16 protein-coding genes and 1 tRNA gene are annotated in these 16,080 nt (G+C 40.7%); 6 read left to right on the top strand and 11 right to left on the bottom strand.

Annotated elements, in window-relative coordinates; all coding sequences use genetic code 11:
* The first annotated feature begins 4 nt into the window (after positions 1-4).
* The 4 genes from yajC (at position 5) to ABJD64_RS22300 (ending at position 3,454) form a co-directional block, all read left to right on the top strand.
* Positions 5-313, top strand: coding sequence for a preprotein translocase subunit YajC (gene yajC, locus ABJD64_RS22315; protein ID WP_348181584.1), 309 nt, complete (start codon positions 5-7; stop codon positions 311-313).
* Between the two features lie 24 nt (positions 314-337).
* Complete coding sequence (locus ABJD64_RS22310) at positions 338-1,285, top strand: hypothetical protein (RefSeq protein ID WP_348181583.1); 948 nt, start codon at positions 338-340, stop codon at positions 1,283-1,285.
* The gene (gene coaE / locus ABJD64_RS22305; protein ID WP_348181582.1) at positions 1,282-1,875 is read left to right on the top strand and encodes a dephospho-CoA kinase; all 594 of its coding nucleotides are present in this window, start codon (positions 1,282-1,284) and stop codon (positions 1,873-1,875) included. Before ABJD64_RS22310 ends, coaE begins: the two co-directional genes overlap by 4 nt.
* 148 nt (positions 1,876-2,023) lie before the next feature.
* The gene (locus ABJD64_RS22300) at positions 2,024-3,454 is read left to right on the top strand and encodes a hypothetical protein (protein WP_348181581.1); all 1,431 of its coding nucleotides are present in this window, start codon (positions 2,024-2,026) and stop codon (positions 3,452-3,454) included.
* 103 nt (positions 3,455-3,557) lie between these two features.
* On the opposite strand, the gene ABJD64_RS22295 is transcribed toward ABJD64_RS22300, so the two are convergent.
* Positions 3,558-4,280: a hypothetical protein gene (locus tag ABJD64_RS22295; protein WP_348181580.1), complete on the bottom strand. Its 723-nt coding sequence runs from the start codon at positions 4,278-4,280 to the stop codon at positions 3,558-3,560.
* A gap of 94 nt (positions 4,281-4,374) precedes the next feature.
* Between ABJD64_RS22295 and ABJD64_RS22290 the strand changes: the two genes are divergently transcribed.
* Positions 4,375-4,875 carry a tetratricopeptide repeat protein gene (locus tag ABJD64_RS22290; RefSeq protein WP_348181579.1) on the top strand — a complete coding sequence of 167 codons (501 nt, stop codon included), beginning with the start codon at positions 4,375-4,377 and terminating at the stop codon, positions 4,873-4,875.
* On the opposite strand, the gene ABJD64_RS22285 is transcribed toward ABJD64_RS22290, so the two are convergent.
* Both ABJD64_RS22285 and ABJD64_RS22280 read right to left on the bottom strand, forming a co-directional pair.
* The gene (locus tag ABJD64_RS22285; RefSeq protein ID WP_348181578.1) at positions 4,872-5,660 is read right to left on the bottom strand and encodes a (Fe-S)-binding protein; all 789 of its coding nucleotides are present in this window, start codon (positions 5,658-5,660) and stop codon (positions 4,872-4,874) included. The two genes, ABJD64_RS22290 and ABJD64_RS22285, sit on opposite strands and share 4 nt — an antisense overlap.
* Before the next feature lie 4 nt (positions 5,661-5,664).
* Complete coding sequence (locus ABJD64_RS22280) at positions 5,665-6,972, bottom strand: (Fe-S)-binding protein (protein ID WP_348181577.1); 1,308 nt, start codon at positions 6,970-6,972, stop codon at positions 5,665-5,667.
* An 84-nt stretch (positions 6,973-7,056) separates the two neighbouring features.
* Between ABJD64_RS22280 and ABJD64_RS22275 the strand changes: the two genes are divergently transcribed.
* Positions 7,057-7,132 (top strand) — tRNA-Phe (locus ABJD64_RS22275).
* Between the two features lie 363 nt (positions 7,133-7,495).
* Here ABJD64_RS22275 and ABJD64_RS22270 read toward each other — a convergent pair.
* From ABJD64_RS22270 to truB, 8 genes are all read right to left on the bottom strand, one after another.
* Entirely contained in the window at positions 7,496-9,010 is a 1,515-nt protein-coding gene (locus tag ABJD64_RS22270; protein ID WP_348181576.1) for a hypothetical protein, read from the bottom strand.
* A 13-nt stretch (positions 9,011-9,023) separates the two neighbouring features.
* Entirely contained in the window at positions 9,024-11,888 is a 2,865-nt protein-coding gene (locus ABJD64_RS22265) for a TonB-dependent receptor (RefSeq protein ID WP_348181575.1), read from the bottom strand.
* A gap of 139 nt (positions 11,889-12,027) precedes the next feature.
* Positions 12,028-12,351 (bottom strand): gliding motility protein GldC, encoded by a 324-nt coding sequence (gene gldC, locus ABJD64_RS22260; RefSeq protein ID WP_348181574.1) that lies wholly within the window; start codon positions 12,349-12,351, stop codon positions 12,028-12,030.
* A 211-nt stretch (positions 12,352-12,562) separates the two neighbouring features.
* Entirely contained in the window at positions 12,563-13,216 is a 654-nt protein-coding gene (locus tag ABJD64_RS22255; protein WP_348181573.1) for a CoA transferase subunit B, read from the bottom strand.
* A 6-nt stretch (positions 13,217-13,222) separates the two neighbouring features.
* On the bottom strand, positions 13,223-13,609 hold the full coding sequence (locus ABJD64_RS22250) for a four helix bundle protein (protein ID WP_348195304.1): 387 nt from the start codon (positions 13,607-13,609) through the stop codon (positions 13,223-13,225).
* 43 nt (positions 13,610-13,652) lie between these two features.
* Positions 13,653-14,351 (bottom strand): CoA transferase subunit A, encoded by a 699-nt coding sequence (locus tag ABJD64_RS22245; RefSeq protein ID WP_348181571.1) that lies wholly within the window; start codon positions 14,349-14,351, stop codon positions 13,653-13,655.
* Positions 14,352-14,440: 89 nt separating this feature from the next.
* Positions 14,441-15,373 carry a bifunctional riboflavin kinase/FAD synthetase gene (locus tag ABJD64_RS22240; protein WP_348181570.1) on the bottom strand — a complete coding sequence of 311 codons (933 nt, stop codon included), beginning with the start codon at positions 15,371-15,373 and terminating at the stop codon, positions 14,441-14,443.
* Between the two features lie 29 nt (positions 15,374-15,402).
* Positions 15,403-16,068, bottom strand: a complete 666-nt coding sequence (gene truB, locus ABJD64_RS22235) for a tRNA pseudouridine(55) synthase TruB (protein WP_348181569.1) — start codon at positions 16,066-16,068, stop codon at positions 15,403-15,405.
* Positions 16,069-16,080: the final 12 nt, after the last annotated feature.

Raw genomic sequence — 16,080 nt, 5'->3', positions numbered from 1 at the left:
AAGCATGTTAAACTTCATAATATTACAAGCAGCGGCCGGCGGTGCCAGCTATTCAAATTTGATCATGATTGGCGTCATGGTTGTTATTTTCTATTTCTTCTTTATTCGCCCACAGCAAAAAAAACAGAAGGCTCAAAAGAGCTTTTCTGAAAGTGTGGCTAAAGGAGAGAATATAGTAACCATTGGAGGAATCCACGGCAAAGTTTTGTCAGTAGATGACACTACCGTAACTTTAGAAATTGATAAAGGTGCAAAAATGAAGATTGAAAAGTCTTCCATTTCTATGGAGGCAACCAAGCGAATAGCAAGCTAATTGTTTTTATGAACAATCAATTGAATGGGAATATTTAGGTTTTTATTACCTGGATTAAAAGATAACTGGAAGGTAGTTGTACTCTCAATTTTAGGGGCGGCTACCTTTTGGTTTTTCAATGCTATGAATAAGTCATACGACACCCGGGTGGACTACCCTTTGTCATATACCTTTGTAGAAGATAGCGTAGTAGTGATTGAGCCACTAGCCGGACAAATCAAAATTGACGTAACGAGTGGTGGATGGAATCTTATACGAAAAACTCTTAGAATTAATGCTACTCCGATAAATATTCCACTTGATAATCCTACAGAAATAAAATTTCTTACCCGATCGAGCCTCATTCCAATGATCTCTGATCAATTGGATGGACTTAGACTAATCTATGTAGTCACTGATACTCTTTTTTTTAATATTGAAAAGAAAGTAACAAGAAGGCTTCCGGTTTATATTGATAGCATCTCAATTCCGCTATCACAATCCTTCAGGATGATAAGCCCTATTACATGCAATATAGATAGTGCTGTTGTATCTGGTCCGAAATCTACCATGGAACAAATGACGCCTTTCGTGCAGTTAGACTTCAGCAACATGAGTATTGATGGAAATTTTGATGATGAACTAGGCTATTTTGTTGGTGAACATGTCATGGTTGAGCCTGCAGAGGCAACAGTAAAATTTCAAGTAGCCAAATATCTAGCGCGAGAAATAAGCATACCCATCGAACTGTTAGACTTTCCTCAGGATTCGTCCGCGTTTCTTGCCGATAACGAAATTACTTTGTATTACACCATAAAAGAGGTAGACGAAGACGAAGTATCGGCATCAGACTTCAGCGTAACCGTGGATTATTCCATGCGAAACATGAGAGACTCTTCAGTAGGCCCTATTCTTATGTATGCTCATGAGAAGGCATTAGATATTGTGTTGGCTTCAGACAGAATCAAATTGAGTTTTCCGGAGGATCAATGAAAATCATCGGAATTACAGGAGGAATAGGGTCTGGAAAATCCACCGTTTGTGAAATTTTTAAGACGTTAGGAATTCCTGTCTATCAATCCGATGATCGTGCCAAATTCCTAATGGAAAATGATCTGGAATTAGTAAACCAAGTCAAAGCAACCTTTGGCCAAGAATCTTACGATGGCTCTCGGCTTAACCGACCATACCTCGCCAAGAAGGTTTTTACTGATCCTGAGGCGACAGTCAAGATCAACTCCATGGTTCATCCAGCTGTTCGAAGAGATTTTGATAATTGGGTTGTACGACAAAGCTCGCCTTATGTCATCAAGGAAGCCGCATTATTAATAGAATCCGGTTCCTATAAAAATCTAGATTTCCTTATTAATGTATCTGCCCCTGTCCAGATAAGAATTGCCAGAATTCAAAAAAGAGACCCTCAGCGTTCTATTGAAGAAATAAATGGGATTATTGACAAACAGGTAAGTGAAGAAAAAAGAATCGAATTGGCTCAAAAAACAATCAACAACGACGGTAATAGTTTACTTATTCCTCAAGTATTGGTTATTCATAAAAAATTTATAAAAGGCACATCACAATAGATAGCGCGCCCAACAAGTCCAAGGGTTTTAAGCTCATTTCTAAAGAATAAAATTATCTAACAATAACTGAATTATAACATCATAATTTTGGCACTTTAAATAATTGGCTTATCTTCAAATAACTTTTTTTTAACCTAACCTATTTTTCATGATACCTTCTAAAGTTGGTGAAAGTTGGCCCATTCGGCTAGTTTCACTCGTAGCCCTTTACCTATTTCTAACAAGCTGTAGTAAGCAGCAAAGTATTCCTGTTCAATCCGAGCAGTCAAGTATAAGCGAGTCAATTATTCCTGTTCCATTACCTGATACGGGTATTACTGGCTTCAATTTTCCTGAAGATTCTCTTTTGATCTATGATTGGTTGGCAAAACAGGATACTTCTACCATTTATTCACATGCCTGGGGTTTATGGTCAGGGCTTACTTCAACTACTGACCAAATCTACCAAGGAAAGCCACTGCTCGTATTTGAGACATGGCTGGGGCTTGGTGAGATACAATCACTAATGAAAGAAAATAGCCTGCAACCTATTAAAACTGGCCGCACACCACTACAACAACCAAAACAGTTTGAACACTCCGCCACATTGGCCATGCAAGCCGGAGTAGATACAACGGCAGGTGCTAACTTTGGTACTAATTTTTGGGTAACGGTATCGTACAATCCCAGCGCAACTAACTACGCCCTACAAAATCAAATATTTAAAAAATCAGTATTAGACTCATACAAAAAACCAGGTGAAATCGGTGCAATTCCACAGTTTCCAAGCGATGCAATTACCATCAAGCCCACTTACTATGTAGGGAATGTATCAGACAGCTACATTAGGATTCCAGCCTGGCCAGGACCTCCTGATACTCCAAAGCCGTTCGGTCCTAACCTTTGGGATAGTTACATTTTTGTTGATGTAAGCAATGGCCAGCTTGCCGGCAAGCCACTAGTGCCGGTAGGTGAGGGTGTAGGCCCTACACCGGAGTCCACATGTAACCTGAGTGATTTTATCAATTTCGAAGTGGATGCTGAAATGGCCGCCTATCTGAACAAACAGCAAAGTGCTGTGCAAGGTGATACGGCTAAAACTGGAGACATAGCTCTTTTGGTTGCTATGCATGTCACTACCAAAGAGATCAGCAATTGGACATGGCAAACTTTCTACTGGGCTCCTAATCCTGACGATCCTGATGCGCCAAGCTCGATGACGGCAGCCGCTACGCGCCCCACTCAACTATCCGCAGCTGCTGCCCACTATGGTGTGACTACTAGTTATGCGATGGTCTGGCCGAATCAGCCTATTACTGGAGGTACCAATACCAACGTCACACCAATTTTTGGCTACAATCCCTTTTTAGAAGCAGGATTTGGTAAAGGGACATTCAATAAGCGTGTTAATCAGTTGAATCCGAATTATCAATATGGTGTACAAACAAATTGTATGAGTTGCCATGCTTTGGCTACCAGTGACCAAACTGTGGTTTATACAGCAGATGAATACATTAGTATGGATGATCCTTATTTTGTTGACAAAGTACAGGTCGATTTTGCTTGGTCGATTCAATCTGCTATTATTAGCGACCAATAATTCGAAAATTCAATAATAACACATAGGAAGGGGAGTCGCTTGACTCCCCTTCCTATGTGTTATTCCGCTTCCTTATAGATTAATATTTTGTAAAAATGGTTTGTTAATCAGGTTTCACAAAAATACTTGAAGGCGCTCCTTGACCAAAGACAATATTGTCAACTATCACATCAGAACCTGATCTACCGATCCTATTTTCAAACCCAAATGGTATTGAAAAACCTCCAAGGTTTTTGTAGTTCTTAAAAATTATTTCCTTTTCTACCTTATTGACGTCGTCCTCTCTATATATCCTTGCCAAATGAATTAGGTGGTCTTTTTTATCCAGCAAATAGTCTACATAAAAACCTGACGGCATAGTTGACCTAATAACATAATGATTATCACCTTGGATGCTTTCTGAGCCAATTAATTCCAACTTATTTCCCAGCCCTTTATAATCGAACAATGGTGATCCAATACCTACACTCATTACGAGTAAATCGCGTTCCCGATCTGTCATCCATTGCGCAATATGAACTCCAGTCCATGGCGCAATAGTCCAAGCCTTTTCACCGTCGTAAGCATTGATAAAGACCTGCCCTTGCCATTGACCTTCAATACGAATTTTATTCGGTGACTTTTTTGTAATTTGATACCTCTTACCTCCTCCAAAACCATCTACTTCACGTACCTCCATGAAAATTGAGCGCAAGGACATAATTTGCTCCTGGCCCATGGCCACAAAGTGAGCCTCAAGAATTTTATCAAGATTTTGTGCGTTAGTAAATACGGGTATCGCCATCAAAAGACCTAAGTAATAATTGCCCAATCTAATTTTATTCATTTTGTCTTAAATAGCTTTTAGAAGTAAGTTAATTGGTAATAAACATTTTTTCACGGAAATTACAGCTATGCCAACGATGCAAAATTACCAGTGGATGAAATTTACGCTAACAATGCTTCTTCTAGTTGGGAGTCATAACTATGTCATGTCTCAAAAGCCTAATATTAAACAAGCTCATGAGCTGTTAGTAGAAGGATATCTTGAAGAGGCCTTAGATATGTTTAATGAACTCGAGAAAAATAATGAAAACAATGCCGAGTTTTATTTCCTGAGAGGTTCGTGTCTGTCAGAATTGGGGGAAAATGATCGGGCTATCACTGATCTCAACATCTCCATATCTCTAGATAATAAAAATGCCAATGCTTATTATCAGCGTGGGTTTGCCTACTTCACAATTGGTGACAGCCCAGCCGCATTAGAAAATTTCAATCAAGCAATCCAAATAAGTCCAGACTATGGCGAAGCTTATCTTAACCGAGGTACAGTACAATACGATTTAGGAAACACTGAGGAAGCATGCCAAGATTGGAGGTCCGCATTGAATACCGGCCTTACGCTGGCACAAGCACTTCTAAACCAATTATGCAAGGATTAATCCATTGCTTCGTCTAATAGTTCAGCAATATCTTTGACTTGTACGTCTGATTCCTTCTCCTTGCTTTTGACACCATCTGACAACATCGTCATACAAAACGGGCACCCTGAGGCTATCACTTTCGCGCCAGTATCCAAAGCTTCCTCAGTCCTTTCAATATTAATTTCCTTGTCACCTGGCTCAGCATCTTTAAACATCTGACCACCTCCTGCACCGCAGCACAACCCTTTCGTTTTGCATCGCTTCATTTCCACCAAATCAGCATCTAAAGACTTTAGAACATTTCGTGGCGCTTCATAGATATCATTGGCTCTCCCCAAATAGCAGGAATCGTGATAAGTAATTTTTTTTCCCTTGAATGAACCTCCGCTTACTTTCAACTTGCCATTATCCAATAATTCTTGTAAAAAGGTGGTGTGGTGGATGACCTCATAATTGCCTCCCAAATCTGGATATTCATTTTTAAGGGTGTTGAAACAATGAGGACAGGCCGTCACAATTTTTTTAACCTGATACATATCCAGCAGCTGAATATTCGCCATAGCCTGCATCTGAAACAGAAACTCATTTCCGGCACGACGGGCTGGATCCCCAGTGCATGACTCCTCCGGTCCTAAGACAGCAAAGTTGACATTCAGCTTATTCAATATTTTGGTGAATGCAACAGTAACTCGTTTGTATCTATCGTCAAAAGAACCCGCACATCCTACCCAAAATAAAATCTCTGGTGTCTCGCCCTTAGCTTGTAGTTCCGCTACAGTTGGTGCTTTTATAGTCTCGCTCATCTGCTTAATTTTTGTCGTTTAAATCCTGTGCCCAATTGAATCTGTCTGTAGGTGAAAATTTCCAAGGCGCAAAGTTCGTTTCAATATTAGAAAACATGGAATTCCACGAAGCTGGTGAACCAGATTCCTCCATGGCTACATATCGCTTCATTTCCAAAATAATGGACAGTGGATCAATATTAATCGGACATGCTTCCGTACACGCATTGCAACTCGTACAGGCATTTATTTCTTCCTTTGTAATGAAATCTCCGAGCAAAGTTTTCCCCTCTCCTTTACCAGCACCAATATCCTCTATCCGATCCCTGGTATCCATCATGACCTTTCGAGGAGAAAGCAATTTACCAGTCTGATTAGCTGGACACTCAGCAGTACAACGCCCGCATTCTGTACACGAGTAAGATTCCATCAAACTTTTCCAACTTAGATCAGTTGCGTCTTTTGCTCCGAAGGTGCCCACTTCAGCAGGTGGCTCACTGGAACCCTCCACTGGCATACCCAACATTGACTTCACTTCCGTGGTAACTGCATCCATATTTTGAATTTTTCCTTTTGGTTCCAAATTCGAATAATAAGTATTCGGAAAAGCCAAGAAGATATGTAGATGCTTGGAATAGGTCACGTACACTGCGAAAGCAAAAATTCCTACGATGTGAAACCACCAGGCTCCCCGTTCTACAATCACCAGTAGACCATCGGAGAAATTTTGAAGCAAAGGGATAAATAAACTTGAAATCATCAGGTTGCCCGTATCCACATATCCGGAAACGCCTCTAGTTTGTAGTATCTGATCTGCAGCATTCATTTTCAGAATGGCAAGCATCAGAATACACTCAATGATGAGAATCAAGTTTCCATCCAATGTAGGCCAACCCTTCATTTCAGGCTTGGTAAATCGAGAGACTTTCATGACATTTCGTCTAATCAAAAAAGCCACACAGGAAATCAAAACACCGAGTGCCAAGAACTCAAAGAAGTTCATAGCCAGATTGTAAAATGAACCCAGATAGGGCGCAAAAATTCTATGTGTACCCATGAGACCATCTATCATAAACTCGAGCACTTCCAGGTTTATCACTAGAAAGCCCACGTAGATCAAAAGATGCAAAAAGGCTGGAACGGGCTTCTTAAACATCTTCTTTTGTCCGAAAGCAATAAGGAACATTGCTTTCCATCGATCACCAGATTGGTCACTTCGATCGGTGTCTTTTCCAAGTAAAATATTACCTCTTATTTGCTTGATTCGACGTACCAAAAAATAGATTGGTACAGCCACAACTGCCACAAAAACTACTTGTAAAATCCAACTCATATTGTCCTTCGTTTTTTATTTCAAATATCTACTAAAATGTTTGTAGCATTAACAATTATTTTTACTTTTGTGCCTCGTTAACGCGGTGATGTAGCTCAGTTGGTAGAGCATCGGACTGAAAATCCGTGAGTCGGTGGTTCGAGCCCACTCATCACCACCAGATAACGAAAGGGTTTCTGATTCAGAGACCCTTTTTTTATACCCAAAATCGACACATCGAAGATTGACTACCATATTTTGTTTAGGTACGCACTGTAATGAAGTTATGGTTTTTGGGTTAGCTTCCATGCCCACTAAAATAATGAAGATTTAATTAAATTTAGTATGCATGCATAATATTTTGAACTCAAAGATATTGCCAGATGTTTTCAAGAGCCTAGCATCATAAATCCACATTTTTTTTGTCGAAGCCGTCTTAAAGACTAACTATCTTCGGCACAAGAGTGGATCAAATACCGGACAAACAAAAAGACCTTGGCGGATGCCAAGGTCTTTAAGGTCATTTGTTGAATTATCTTTTGTTTTATTGCTGGAAAGGTGAGGAATTAAATTGCATTACATCCAATGGTTCTATAGTTGCTCCAAATTCCGTTTCCAGTACCTTAATAATTTCATTTGCAAGAATTGCACTTCCTCTTGAATTAGGATGAACTCCGTCGTTAGAGAAAATACCATTCGGTGAAAAATCAGGTAATAAAGTGAAGCTTCCTGTGTTGTATCCTCCCCCAACTGCTATTGTTTGAAGGACCGTTAAAGCATCAAAGTGAACCAAGCCATCTGTGGTAGCTGCCACTGTAGCTATCTTTGTATTAATCTCAGTGAGGTTTGCTACAATTTTTGCTAACTCATCGTCTCTAAGCGAATATGCATCATCCAACGGTACGCCAACTCCAATTACTGAAGTAGCATCATTTGGATCCGCCAAAGTTCCCAAGATGGTACTTGCAGGTAGTGTTACTATTTCATCTGCCGCAAGTTGTCTGTATTTTGGAATTGGTATCGCTCCTCCAGACAATGTAGCTACGTCTGTCAGATCAGGATCTTCAATAACAATCGCGTTTCCTCCAATAGCGTAAGATATCGTCCTCTCTGCAGCCTCATCAGCATCGATGATCATATTGGCTAAAGCCCCCTGAACCCCTGCATTATAGGCCTCATAAGCGGTATTAGCAGCAGTTACGGAAGCCTCATCGGTCATTGGAATTGCATTGTAAGGTACAGCCTGAAAAAATGGAAGTGCCAAAATATTAGGGACATTTATAATCACACCTTTAGCTCCACCTGCCATAAGTCCTGCGAGTAGAGCATCTATCGAACCTGAGACAGTCGCCGGAGCAGTCAAAATCGCTTCGTTCACACCACCTCCAGTGGCATATCCCAATACATCATTGCCTCCAGGCCATAAGGTAAAAAATGTAGGGTTTCTGGCTACTGCATCACCTAAGATGGTTGACACACCTGGCTCAGAGGCAAATCTTGCATAAAGAGCATTGTAAGCTGGATTTGCTACATCATCTGGCCCACCAGTCAAAGGTGTCAGCATCTGGGCAGTTTGAATACCAGGAACCCCAAAATTATTTAGCGTTTCCTTATCTCCCGTATATGCACCTGGCACTTCTCCTTCTGAGGTTACGATACCTGCATCGCCCAGTACTCCATCGTTATTCAAATCCAAGTCTAGGATCAACTTTCCTCCAATGGTAGTACCATCAACACCTGAAAATCCATTGACAGAATTAATATCCGGCTGATTGAAAGCTCCTCCTCCTTCAGCAGCAAACTGTCTCGCCAACAGTGCTGGAAATGAATTGGCCTGTCCATGGGAATACAGCGCATTGTCCATCGTACCTCCTGTAATAGAAGCTCCCAAAGAAACATACACGCTAAGGTCTAAACTTCCCGCATCTCCTGCAAAGTCGGTCTCACCGGGAAGCGGGTTTTCTGTAAGAATGTCTGTAATCAGCTTATCCTCCTCATCACATGAGAATGCGACGAATGCAGAGACAAGTAGTAAAGTATATATTTTTAAATTTTTCATCTTGCTCTCTTTATTAGTTTAAGAATTCATCGAAAGTAATCGCCACATAGTAGATGGCTCCCATACGTGGGTTACCGAATGACGTGGTATAGCGTCTGTTCAATACGTTGGTACCGCCTAATTTCACCACAGATTTAATACTAGGTATTTTGTAGCTCACCTGAGCATCCAGCGTAGCAAAAGCCGGGATAACGCCCGCCCCAAACGAAGATTCCCAGAAGAAGGCTTGTTGCCATCTCCAAGCTACATTGAAGCCAACGTTCTCAACTACATTTCTATTTCCTAAAGAAAGATTACCCCTATACTTCGGCGTATTGTATGCTGATCTAAAACCCTGAAAGATCAATGCATCATCGTCTAATAATTCGTTGTAAGCCATGTTTCCGCTCAAGGTATATCCTCCTCCAAGGGATAAATCGGCTTGTAAACCCCAACCGTGAGACTTAATGTCACCATCGGCGTTTGTATCAAACCCATAATTCTGAATTCTTCCTCCTGGTACTGCATTGCCTATGATCGCATCTTTACCTGCGTCCGTTGTTGGATCGAATCCACTAACCGGATCAAAACCATCAACGTTCGTTCCATCGGTAGCATCTACTGCCTGACCAAAAGTGATTTCTGCAATAAAGTCCTGATAAGTACTGTGATAGTAATACGCGTCTAGCATCAAACGATCTTGAAAGAATAAGCCTCTATAACCAATTTCAAAAGTTTTGATTTTTTCAGTTTTGAAATCCTGATTCACTTTATCCGGTGATACCAACAAGTCCCTTGCATTAGCATCGCCTCCTGCAGCCGCAGCTCTTGCTGCTGCAATACTAGCCTCAGTATATACTGCATTGGTTCTGAAGTTGTATCTATCCACGAGTAATTGGTTACTTCCAATCAATCTTCTGGTTTGCACATCGAGGTCGATGAACTGATCCTGGGTAGTTGGAATTCTAAACCCTTTTTGGAATGATCCTCTAATGTTGTGGCTTCCCGCAATAGTACCTACTACAGATACTCTAGGTGAAAACTGTCCATCGAAGTTTTCATTTTTGTCATAACGTCCAGATGCTTGAACTTTTAACCTGTCTTCCATAAAAGCCTTTGAGATTTGCGCGTAGCCGCCAAATTCAGTAAATGACTGCTCGCTACCATCATCATTCAATGCGAATAGCGTACCCTCAGAGTCCAGGTTATATTGCCTCCAATTACCTCCTACTACAATTTCAGCAAAATCAACAACGTTCGAGAGGTTATAACTTCCTTCTACATGGTTCATGTTAGATCCGTCTTTGAATTTAGCTCCTCCATCGAAAATGGATGTTTTTCTCAATACTTCTGTCTCGGCATCCCATGTTGCGGTTCCCGGAGCGTAGGACAGTTGGTTATTATCAGCAAAAGCTCTAGCCGTTGCATGAGCTGTATTGATGTCAGCACCTTGTCCACGTGCACCTAGAAATCCAAGCGCATAATCTGGAATGTAGTGTGCCTGATTCATCAAAGAGGCCAAGGTATTGGCTGCATAAGTATCGCCAGAATCCTCATGGGTAGTATAAGCTCTTACGTAATAATTAGCGCCTTTTAATTCGACCTTAGCAGTCCAGATAGAGAAGTTGTCTAAAACAAATCTATCGTTGGCTGTATATACTGTGCTACCAGAACCCCAGTTGAACTGGCCAAAAACTTCCATATCGTCATTGATCCTGTAGTGAAGTGCTCCGCCAAATTTGAGACTTTCAGTAGTATTGTCCACATATGAAGATTCAGAAAACCCTGTAGGAGTAAATGCCCCATCAGCTCCACTTGGTAGTTGGCCTGAAACTGCCGCAAACGCTGGATCCAAAAGCGGGATCAAGCCTAAGCTGAAACCAAAATCTCCATAAACATTAGTTCCATCATAGGTGCGATTGCTGGCTCTGGTTCGCCCAGATGTTTCTACGGAACCACCATGCTCCACACCATTCGTATCAGTGCTTTGATCTCTGATATCCGTTCCAATAAAGTCTTGAGCACCTACATAAGAAGCCGTTACTTTAAAAGCGAATTTATTATTGAAGGCTTTGGCATAACGAATGCCATAGTCATTGTACAAGGAGGCGTCATGATCTTCTCCGTCTACATGATTTACACCGACTTTAGCATAAGCACTCAACCCTTGATATTCAAATGGACTTTTACTATTCATCAACAAAATGCCATTCAAGGCATTTGGTCCATAAAGTGCAGATGCTGCTCCCGGGATCATTTCCACACTCTCCAGGTCTAGGTCGTTAATACCCACAATATTACCTACTGCAAAATTCAAACCCGGTGCCTGGTTGTCAATACCATCGATCAACTGCACAAAACGAGTATTTCCGTTAGCTCCAAATCCACGTGCATTCACTGACTTGAAAGTCAAACTTTGTGAACTCATGTCTACGCCTTTGAATCCTGCTAGCGCATCATAGAAACTGACGGAAGGGGTGTTCTTTATAGCTAGCACATCCATTTTCTCAATCGATACAGGAGACTGCATTACGGATTCTTCTACTCTTGAAGCTGACACGACCACTTCTTGCCCCATAATAGTTGATTCTTCTAAACTCACCTCAAGACCTTGTACATTGGCGTCATTGATGTCAATTTCAGTGGAATTGAAACCCACCATGGAAAATATTAGGGTTAGGGGTGGCGCAGATGAAACGTTCAGTGAGAAGTTCCCATCGGTATCTGATATAGTGCCAACTACTTTTCCCTTGACCAAAATGCTAACGCCTAGCAAGGGATCCTTAGTGTTGCTATCTACAACACTTCCTGATATACTGGTTTGCGCTTGGGCACTTAAAATAACTAGTGCTACCAATGCAAAACTCAGATAAAATCGTCTAGTAAAAAGTTTACTCATATTAATCATTATTAAGTGTTTTGCTGATCATTACGTCCCGAAAAAATAATTACGGGTCTCTAATATTAAAGAAAAATTAATAAAAACAGCCTTGATTGACCACCTAATAGTGATTTTTGAGAAAAATTATGCGTGCATACTATTTTTCACTCAGATATTGCACCAATTTTTCGCACAAATTGGAAATTTCAGTTGACATAAATTCATCCCCTGTGGCAGACAAAAGTGTACTCGCAGAGCTGCCCAAAAGATTGACATGAAACTGTTTCATTTCATCTACATTCATGTCCTTTGTCCATAAGTCAAGCATCAAAGTGTCACGCTTATTTTCGTCCCAGATTCCTATAGAAATGGACTTGGTTTTTTGCTTCTCTGCTCCTGCATCTTCAGCTGACCACTGGATGTCTTCGGGTATATTTTGATCATCAAGTGTTACTTCGATATTGATTTTTGATTTCTTCATGACTTATGAATTTGAAATATCTGTTTTTAGGGAATTGCTCGCTATGCGGACATGAAGTGGCAAAGAGACTATGAAATTATCAATGAATCAACGATTTAGTGAATTAATGATCCAATGGTACAATGATCTAAGGATTTAGTGATTTAATGAGCTAAGGTTATGCTGATTAAATGGTTCACGGATTTAATCATTAATTCACTAAATCATTGGTTCAAAGTTGCATCTCAGGTATATCCCCCTCTACTATTAAAGTTCCTTCGGTGGCCTTTTGGACTTCTTCAACAGAAACACCTGGGGCTCTTTCTATCAGTTTAAACCCTTCCGGGGTAACATCCAATACCGCTAAATTGGTTACAATTTTCTTCACACAACCTACACCTGTAAGGGGCAGAGTACATCTTTTTAGAATTTTGGATTCACCGGCCTTGTTCGTATGCATCATGGCCACAATGATATTTTCAGCTGAAGCCACCAAATCCATCGCACCACCCATACCTTTAACCATCCGACCGGGAATCTTCCAATTGGCGATATCTCCATTTTCAGAAACTTCCATGGCCCCTAGTACTGTTAATTGTACATGTTGCCCTCGAATCATGGCAAAGCTCGTCGCAGAATCAAAAATTGATGCCCCTTTCAACAACGTGACAGTCTGCTTACCTGCGTTGATCATGTCTGCATCCTCCTCCCCTTCAAATGGGAATGGCCCCATGCCCAGAATACCGTTTTCAGACTGAAACTCTACCTCGATGCCTTCGGGTATGTAGTTGGCTACCAATGTGGGAATACCAATCCCCAGATTTACGTACCAGCCATTTCGTAGTTCTTGTGCTATTCTTTTAGCTATTCCTGTTTTGTCAAGCATTATTATTCAATTTGAAGATTCATTAATATGTTGATTTGGTGATTGTCTTCGTTTGGATGAGCCAATGATTTTTGAAAGCACCTTTGTAATTGATATGAGTTGCTCTGTAAGTTCTGGATCGAAGCAGTAGTTTTGAGAATGTCTACATATTTCTAGCCAATATCCTGTTTCATCAGCCTCTTTTGCGGCTATTTTTAACTTATGTATAAAATCGGCCTTGCTTTCTGCATTTTGAGCTTCTCTAACATTTGCACCAATTGATGTGCCCGATTTCAAAATTTGCCTCGCTACGACAAATTTTTTCCTTTCCTCCAGTTTTTCTGTAAACACAACAATGTCTAATGCAAATTGGAGTGTTAAGCTCACTATTAAATTCTCTTTGTCATTCCTCATTTCTAAAATCTGAAATTTTCAAATTGACTCATTATCAAATCATCTAATTTCGATTACGAACAGTTCTTTGTTCAATTCGTTTTTCATAATTCTGTCCTTGAAAAATCCTCTGAACAAAAATGCCGGGGGTTTGGATAAAATTAGGGTCTAACTCTCCAGGCTCCACTAATTCATCTACTTCTGCTATGGTTATCTTTCCTGCCATTGCCATTGGCGGGTTAAAATTTCTTGCTGTGCCCTTGTAAATCAAATTTCCAAATTTGTCTCCCTTCCATGCTTTCACAATTGCGAAATCTGCGGTAAGAGCGGATTCCAAAATATGAGGTTTACCATTAAAATCACGAACTTCTTTACCTTCAGCTACCTCTGTACCATAACCAGCCGGTGTAAAAAAAGCGGGTATTCCGGCGCCCCCTGCGCGACATCTTTCTGCCAAAGAACCCTGCGGAATTAGGTCAACTTCTAATTCTCCGCTAAGCATTTGGCGTTCGAATTCATCATTCTCCCCTACATAAGAAGAAATCATCTTCTTGATTTGTTTTTTCTGGAGCAATAATCCCAAGCCGAAATCGTCTACACCGGCATTGTTAGAAATACAGGTAAGGTCCGATATGCCTGCTGCATTGAGGGCAGAGATGCAATTTTCAGGGATACCGCATAGGCCAAAACCTCCAAGCATGAGGGTCATGCCATCTTCGATTCCTTGAATGGCCACCTGGGCATCAGCAACAATTTTATTCATAGTGGTAAAATGTTGTTTAAAGTATAATGATTCCCTACAAACTTAAGGTTTTTAGGGCTTTCACTCTAATCATTTTTACAACAACTAAATCAATATTCTTTCAGAACGGCTAAGGAAGACAGTTTATCCTTTTGGAGTTGTGTTTTGAGTTCTTCTAAAGAATCAAATTTTTTCTCATCACGAAGGTGTTTTACAAATTCAATTTGAATCGGCCGGTCATAAATCTCCTTTTTAAAATCGAACAAATGCGTTTCAATTACTCTATGTAATCCGCCAACGGTAGGACGAATACCGACATTCAACATCGCTTTGTGCCACACTTCATCCACTAAGACACGAACCGCATAGGCTCCGTCTTTGGGAATTAATTTAAAATCTTCTTCCACGCCAATATTGGCAGTGGGAAAACCCAACTCGGTCCCTATTTTTTTTCCTCTAATAACTGTACCTCTGAGACTGTAGTGCCTTCCTAAATATTCAGCTGCTAAATCAACTTCGCCATGAAACAAAGCCTGCCGTATCTTAGTAGAACTAACTCCGACGTCATCAATATCTTGTCTAGGTATTTCTTCAACTTCGAAGCCGAATCTCTCGCTATTTTCTTTGAGATATTCAAAGCTCCCTGACCGATTTTTCCCAAATCGATGATCATAACCAATGATGAGTTTTCTAGTTCTTAATTTCTCTACCAGCATATTTTGAATAAAGGCTTCGGAAGACTGCTGAGAGAATTCTCTTGTAAATTCGACTTTGATTAAATAATCAATTCCTACTTGTTTAAATAGCTGTGCCTTCTCTTCGAATGTCGTAAGCAATTTTAACGTCTTTTCTTCCGGAAAAAGCACAAATCGAGGATGCGGCCAGAATGTAAGCACCACGCTCTTACCATTTACTTCTTGGGCCGTTTTTACTATTTTCCTGAGAATTTTCTTATGACCGTAGTGTACGCCATCAAAGGTACCACTGGTTACAATAGCATTAGGAATTTTTGGAATGGCTTGGTGTCCTTCGATGATGACCATGCGTATAATTCAAATTAATGGTCGCAAAGCTAATCCCTTTGCAAACGAGATATAAAGTCTTCTAATACAAATGCATCCTCAACCTCAAAGTCTCCTATGGCAGTCCGGCGTAGTTCAGACATATAGGCACCGCATCCCAGGGCCTCCCCAACGTCTCTCACTAAGCTCCTAATGTAAGTCCCTTTGGAACATTGTATTTTGAATTTTACTTCGGGCAAACTGGAAGCATCGACTTTAAATAATGAAACCTGCACCGGCCTAGGTTTAAGTTTTACTTCCTCCTTTCTTCGGGCCATTTTGTAAACGCGCTCTCCGTCTACCTTTATAGCACTAAAGATGGGGGGCACTTGCATGATATCACCCGTCCATTGTGCAGCTGATTCCTCTACTTGTTTAGGAGTGATATGGTCAAAAGGATTTTCACTGTCAAACTCAGTTTCAAGGTCAACTGACGGTGTGGTTTTCCCTAAAACCATTGTGCCTGTATAGGTCTTACCAAGATCCTGATATTCGTTGATATTTTTGGTGGCTTTTCCTGCGCACACGATTAAAAGTCCTGTCGCCAATGGATCTAATGTACCGGCATGCCCCACTTTTTTGATCTTCAACCGACCACGAATTTTCTTCACCACGTCAAATGAGGTCCATTCCAAGGGTTTATCGATCAAAAAGACTTCACCTATTTCAAAGTCCATTTCTGAAATTAG

The sequence above is a fragment of the Reichenbachiella sp. genome (genome assembly GCF_039944555.1).
Taxonomy (GTDB): Bacteria; Bacteroidota; Bacteroidia; order Cytophagales; family Cyclobacteriaceae; genus Reichenbachiella.
The sequence above is the reverse complement of the archived record's forward strand: the minus strand, read 5'-3'. Positions and strand labels throughout refer to the sequence as shown.

What these genes read in the sequence shown, in the direction of transcription:
- ABJD64_RS22280 (WP_348181577.1), bottom strand. Translation starts at nt 6,972, where the DNA reads ATGAGTTGGATTTTACAAGTAGTTTTTGTGGCAGTTGTGGCTGTACCA.
- ABJD64_RS22265 (WP_348181575.1), bottom strand. Translation starts at nt 11,888, where the DNA reads ATGAGTAAACTTTTTACTAGACGATTTTATCTGAGTTTTGCATTGGTA.
- coaE (WP_348181582.1), top strand. Translation starts at nt 1,282, where the DNA reads ATGAAAATCATCGGAATTACAGGAGGAATAGGGTCTGGAAAATCCACC.
- ABJD64_RS22290 (WP_348181579.1), top strand. Translation starts at nt 4,375, where the DNA reads ATGAAATTTACGCTAACAATGCTTCTTCTAGTTGGGAGTCATAACTAT.
- ABJD64_RS22250 (WP_348195304.1), bottom strand. Translation starts at nt 13,609, where the DNA reads ATGAGGAATGACAAAGAGAATTTAATAGTGAGCTTAACACTCCAATTT.
- yajC (WP_348181584.1), top strand. Translation starts at nt 5, where the DNA reads ATGTTAAACTTCATAATATTACAAGCAGCGGCCGGCGGTGCCAGCTAT.
- ABJD64_RS22270 (WP_348181576.1), bottom strand. Translation starts at nt 9,010, where the DNA reads ATGAAAAATTTAAAAATATATACTTTACTACTTGTCTCTGCATTCGTC.
- ABJD64_RS22310 (WP_348181583.1), top strand. Translation starts at nt 338, where the DNA reads ATGGGAATATTTAGGTTTTTATTACCTGGATTAAAAGATAACTGGAAG.
- ABJD64_RS22240 (WP_348181570.1), bottom strand. Translation starts at nt 15,373, where the DNA reads ATGGTCATCATCGAAGGACACCAAGCCATTCCAAAAATTCCTAATGCT.
- ABJD64_RS22295 (WP_348181580.1), bottom strand. Translation starts at nt 4,280, where the DNA reads ATGAATAAAATTAGATTGGGCAATTATTACTTAGGTCTTTTGATGGCG.
- ABJD64_RS22255 (WP_348181573.1), bottom strand. Translation starts at nt 13,216, where the DNA reads ATGCTTGACAAAACAGGAATAGCTAAAAGAATAGCACAAGAACTACGA.
- truB (WP_348181569.1), bottom strand. Translation starts at nt 16,068, where the DNA reads ATGGACTTTGAAATAGGTGAAGTCTTTTTGATCGATAAACCCTTGGAA.
- ABJD64_RS22300 (WP_348181581.1), top strand. Translation starts at nt 2,024, where the DNA reads ATGATACCTTCTAAAGTTGGTGAAAGTTGGCCCATTCGGCTAGTTTCA.
- ABJD64_RS22245 (WP_348181571.1), bottom strand. Translation starts at nt 14,351, where the DNA reads ATGAATAAAATTGTTGCTGATGCCCAGGTGGCCATTCAAGGAATCGAA.
- ABJD64_RS22285 (WP_348181578.1), bottom strand. Translation starts at nt 5,660, where the DNA reads ATGAGCGAGACTATAAAAGCACCAACTGTAGCGGAACTACAAGCTAAG.
- gldC (WP_348181574.1), bottom strand. Translation starts at nt 12,351, where the DNA reads ATGAAGAAATCAAAAATCAATATCGAAGTAACACTTGATGATCAAAAT.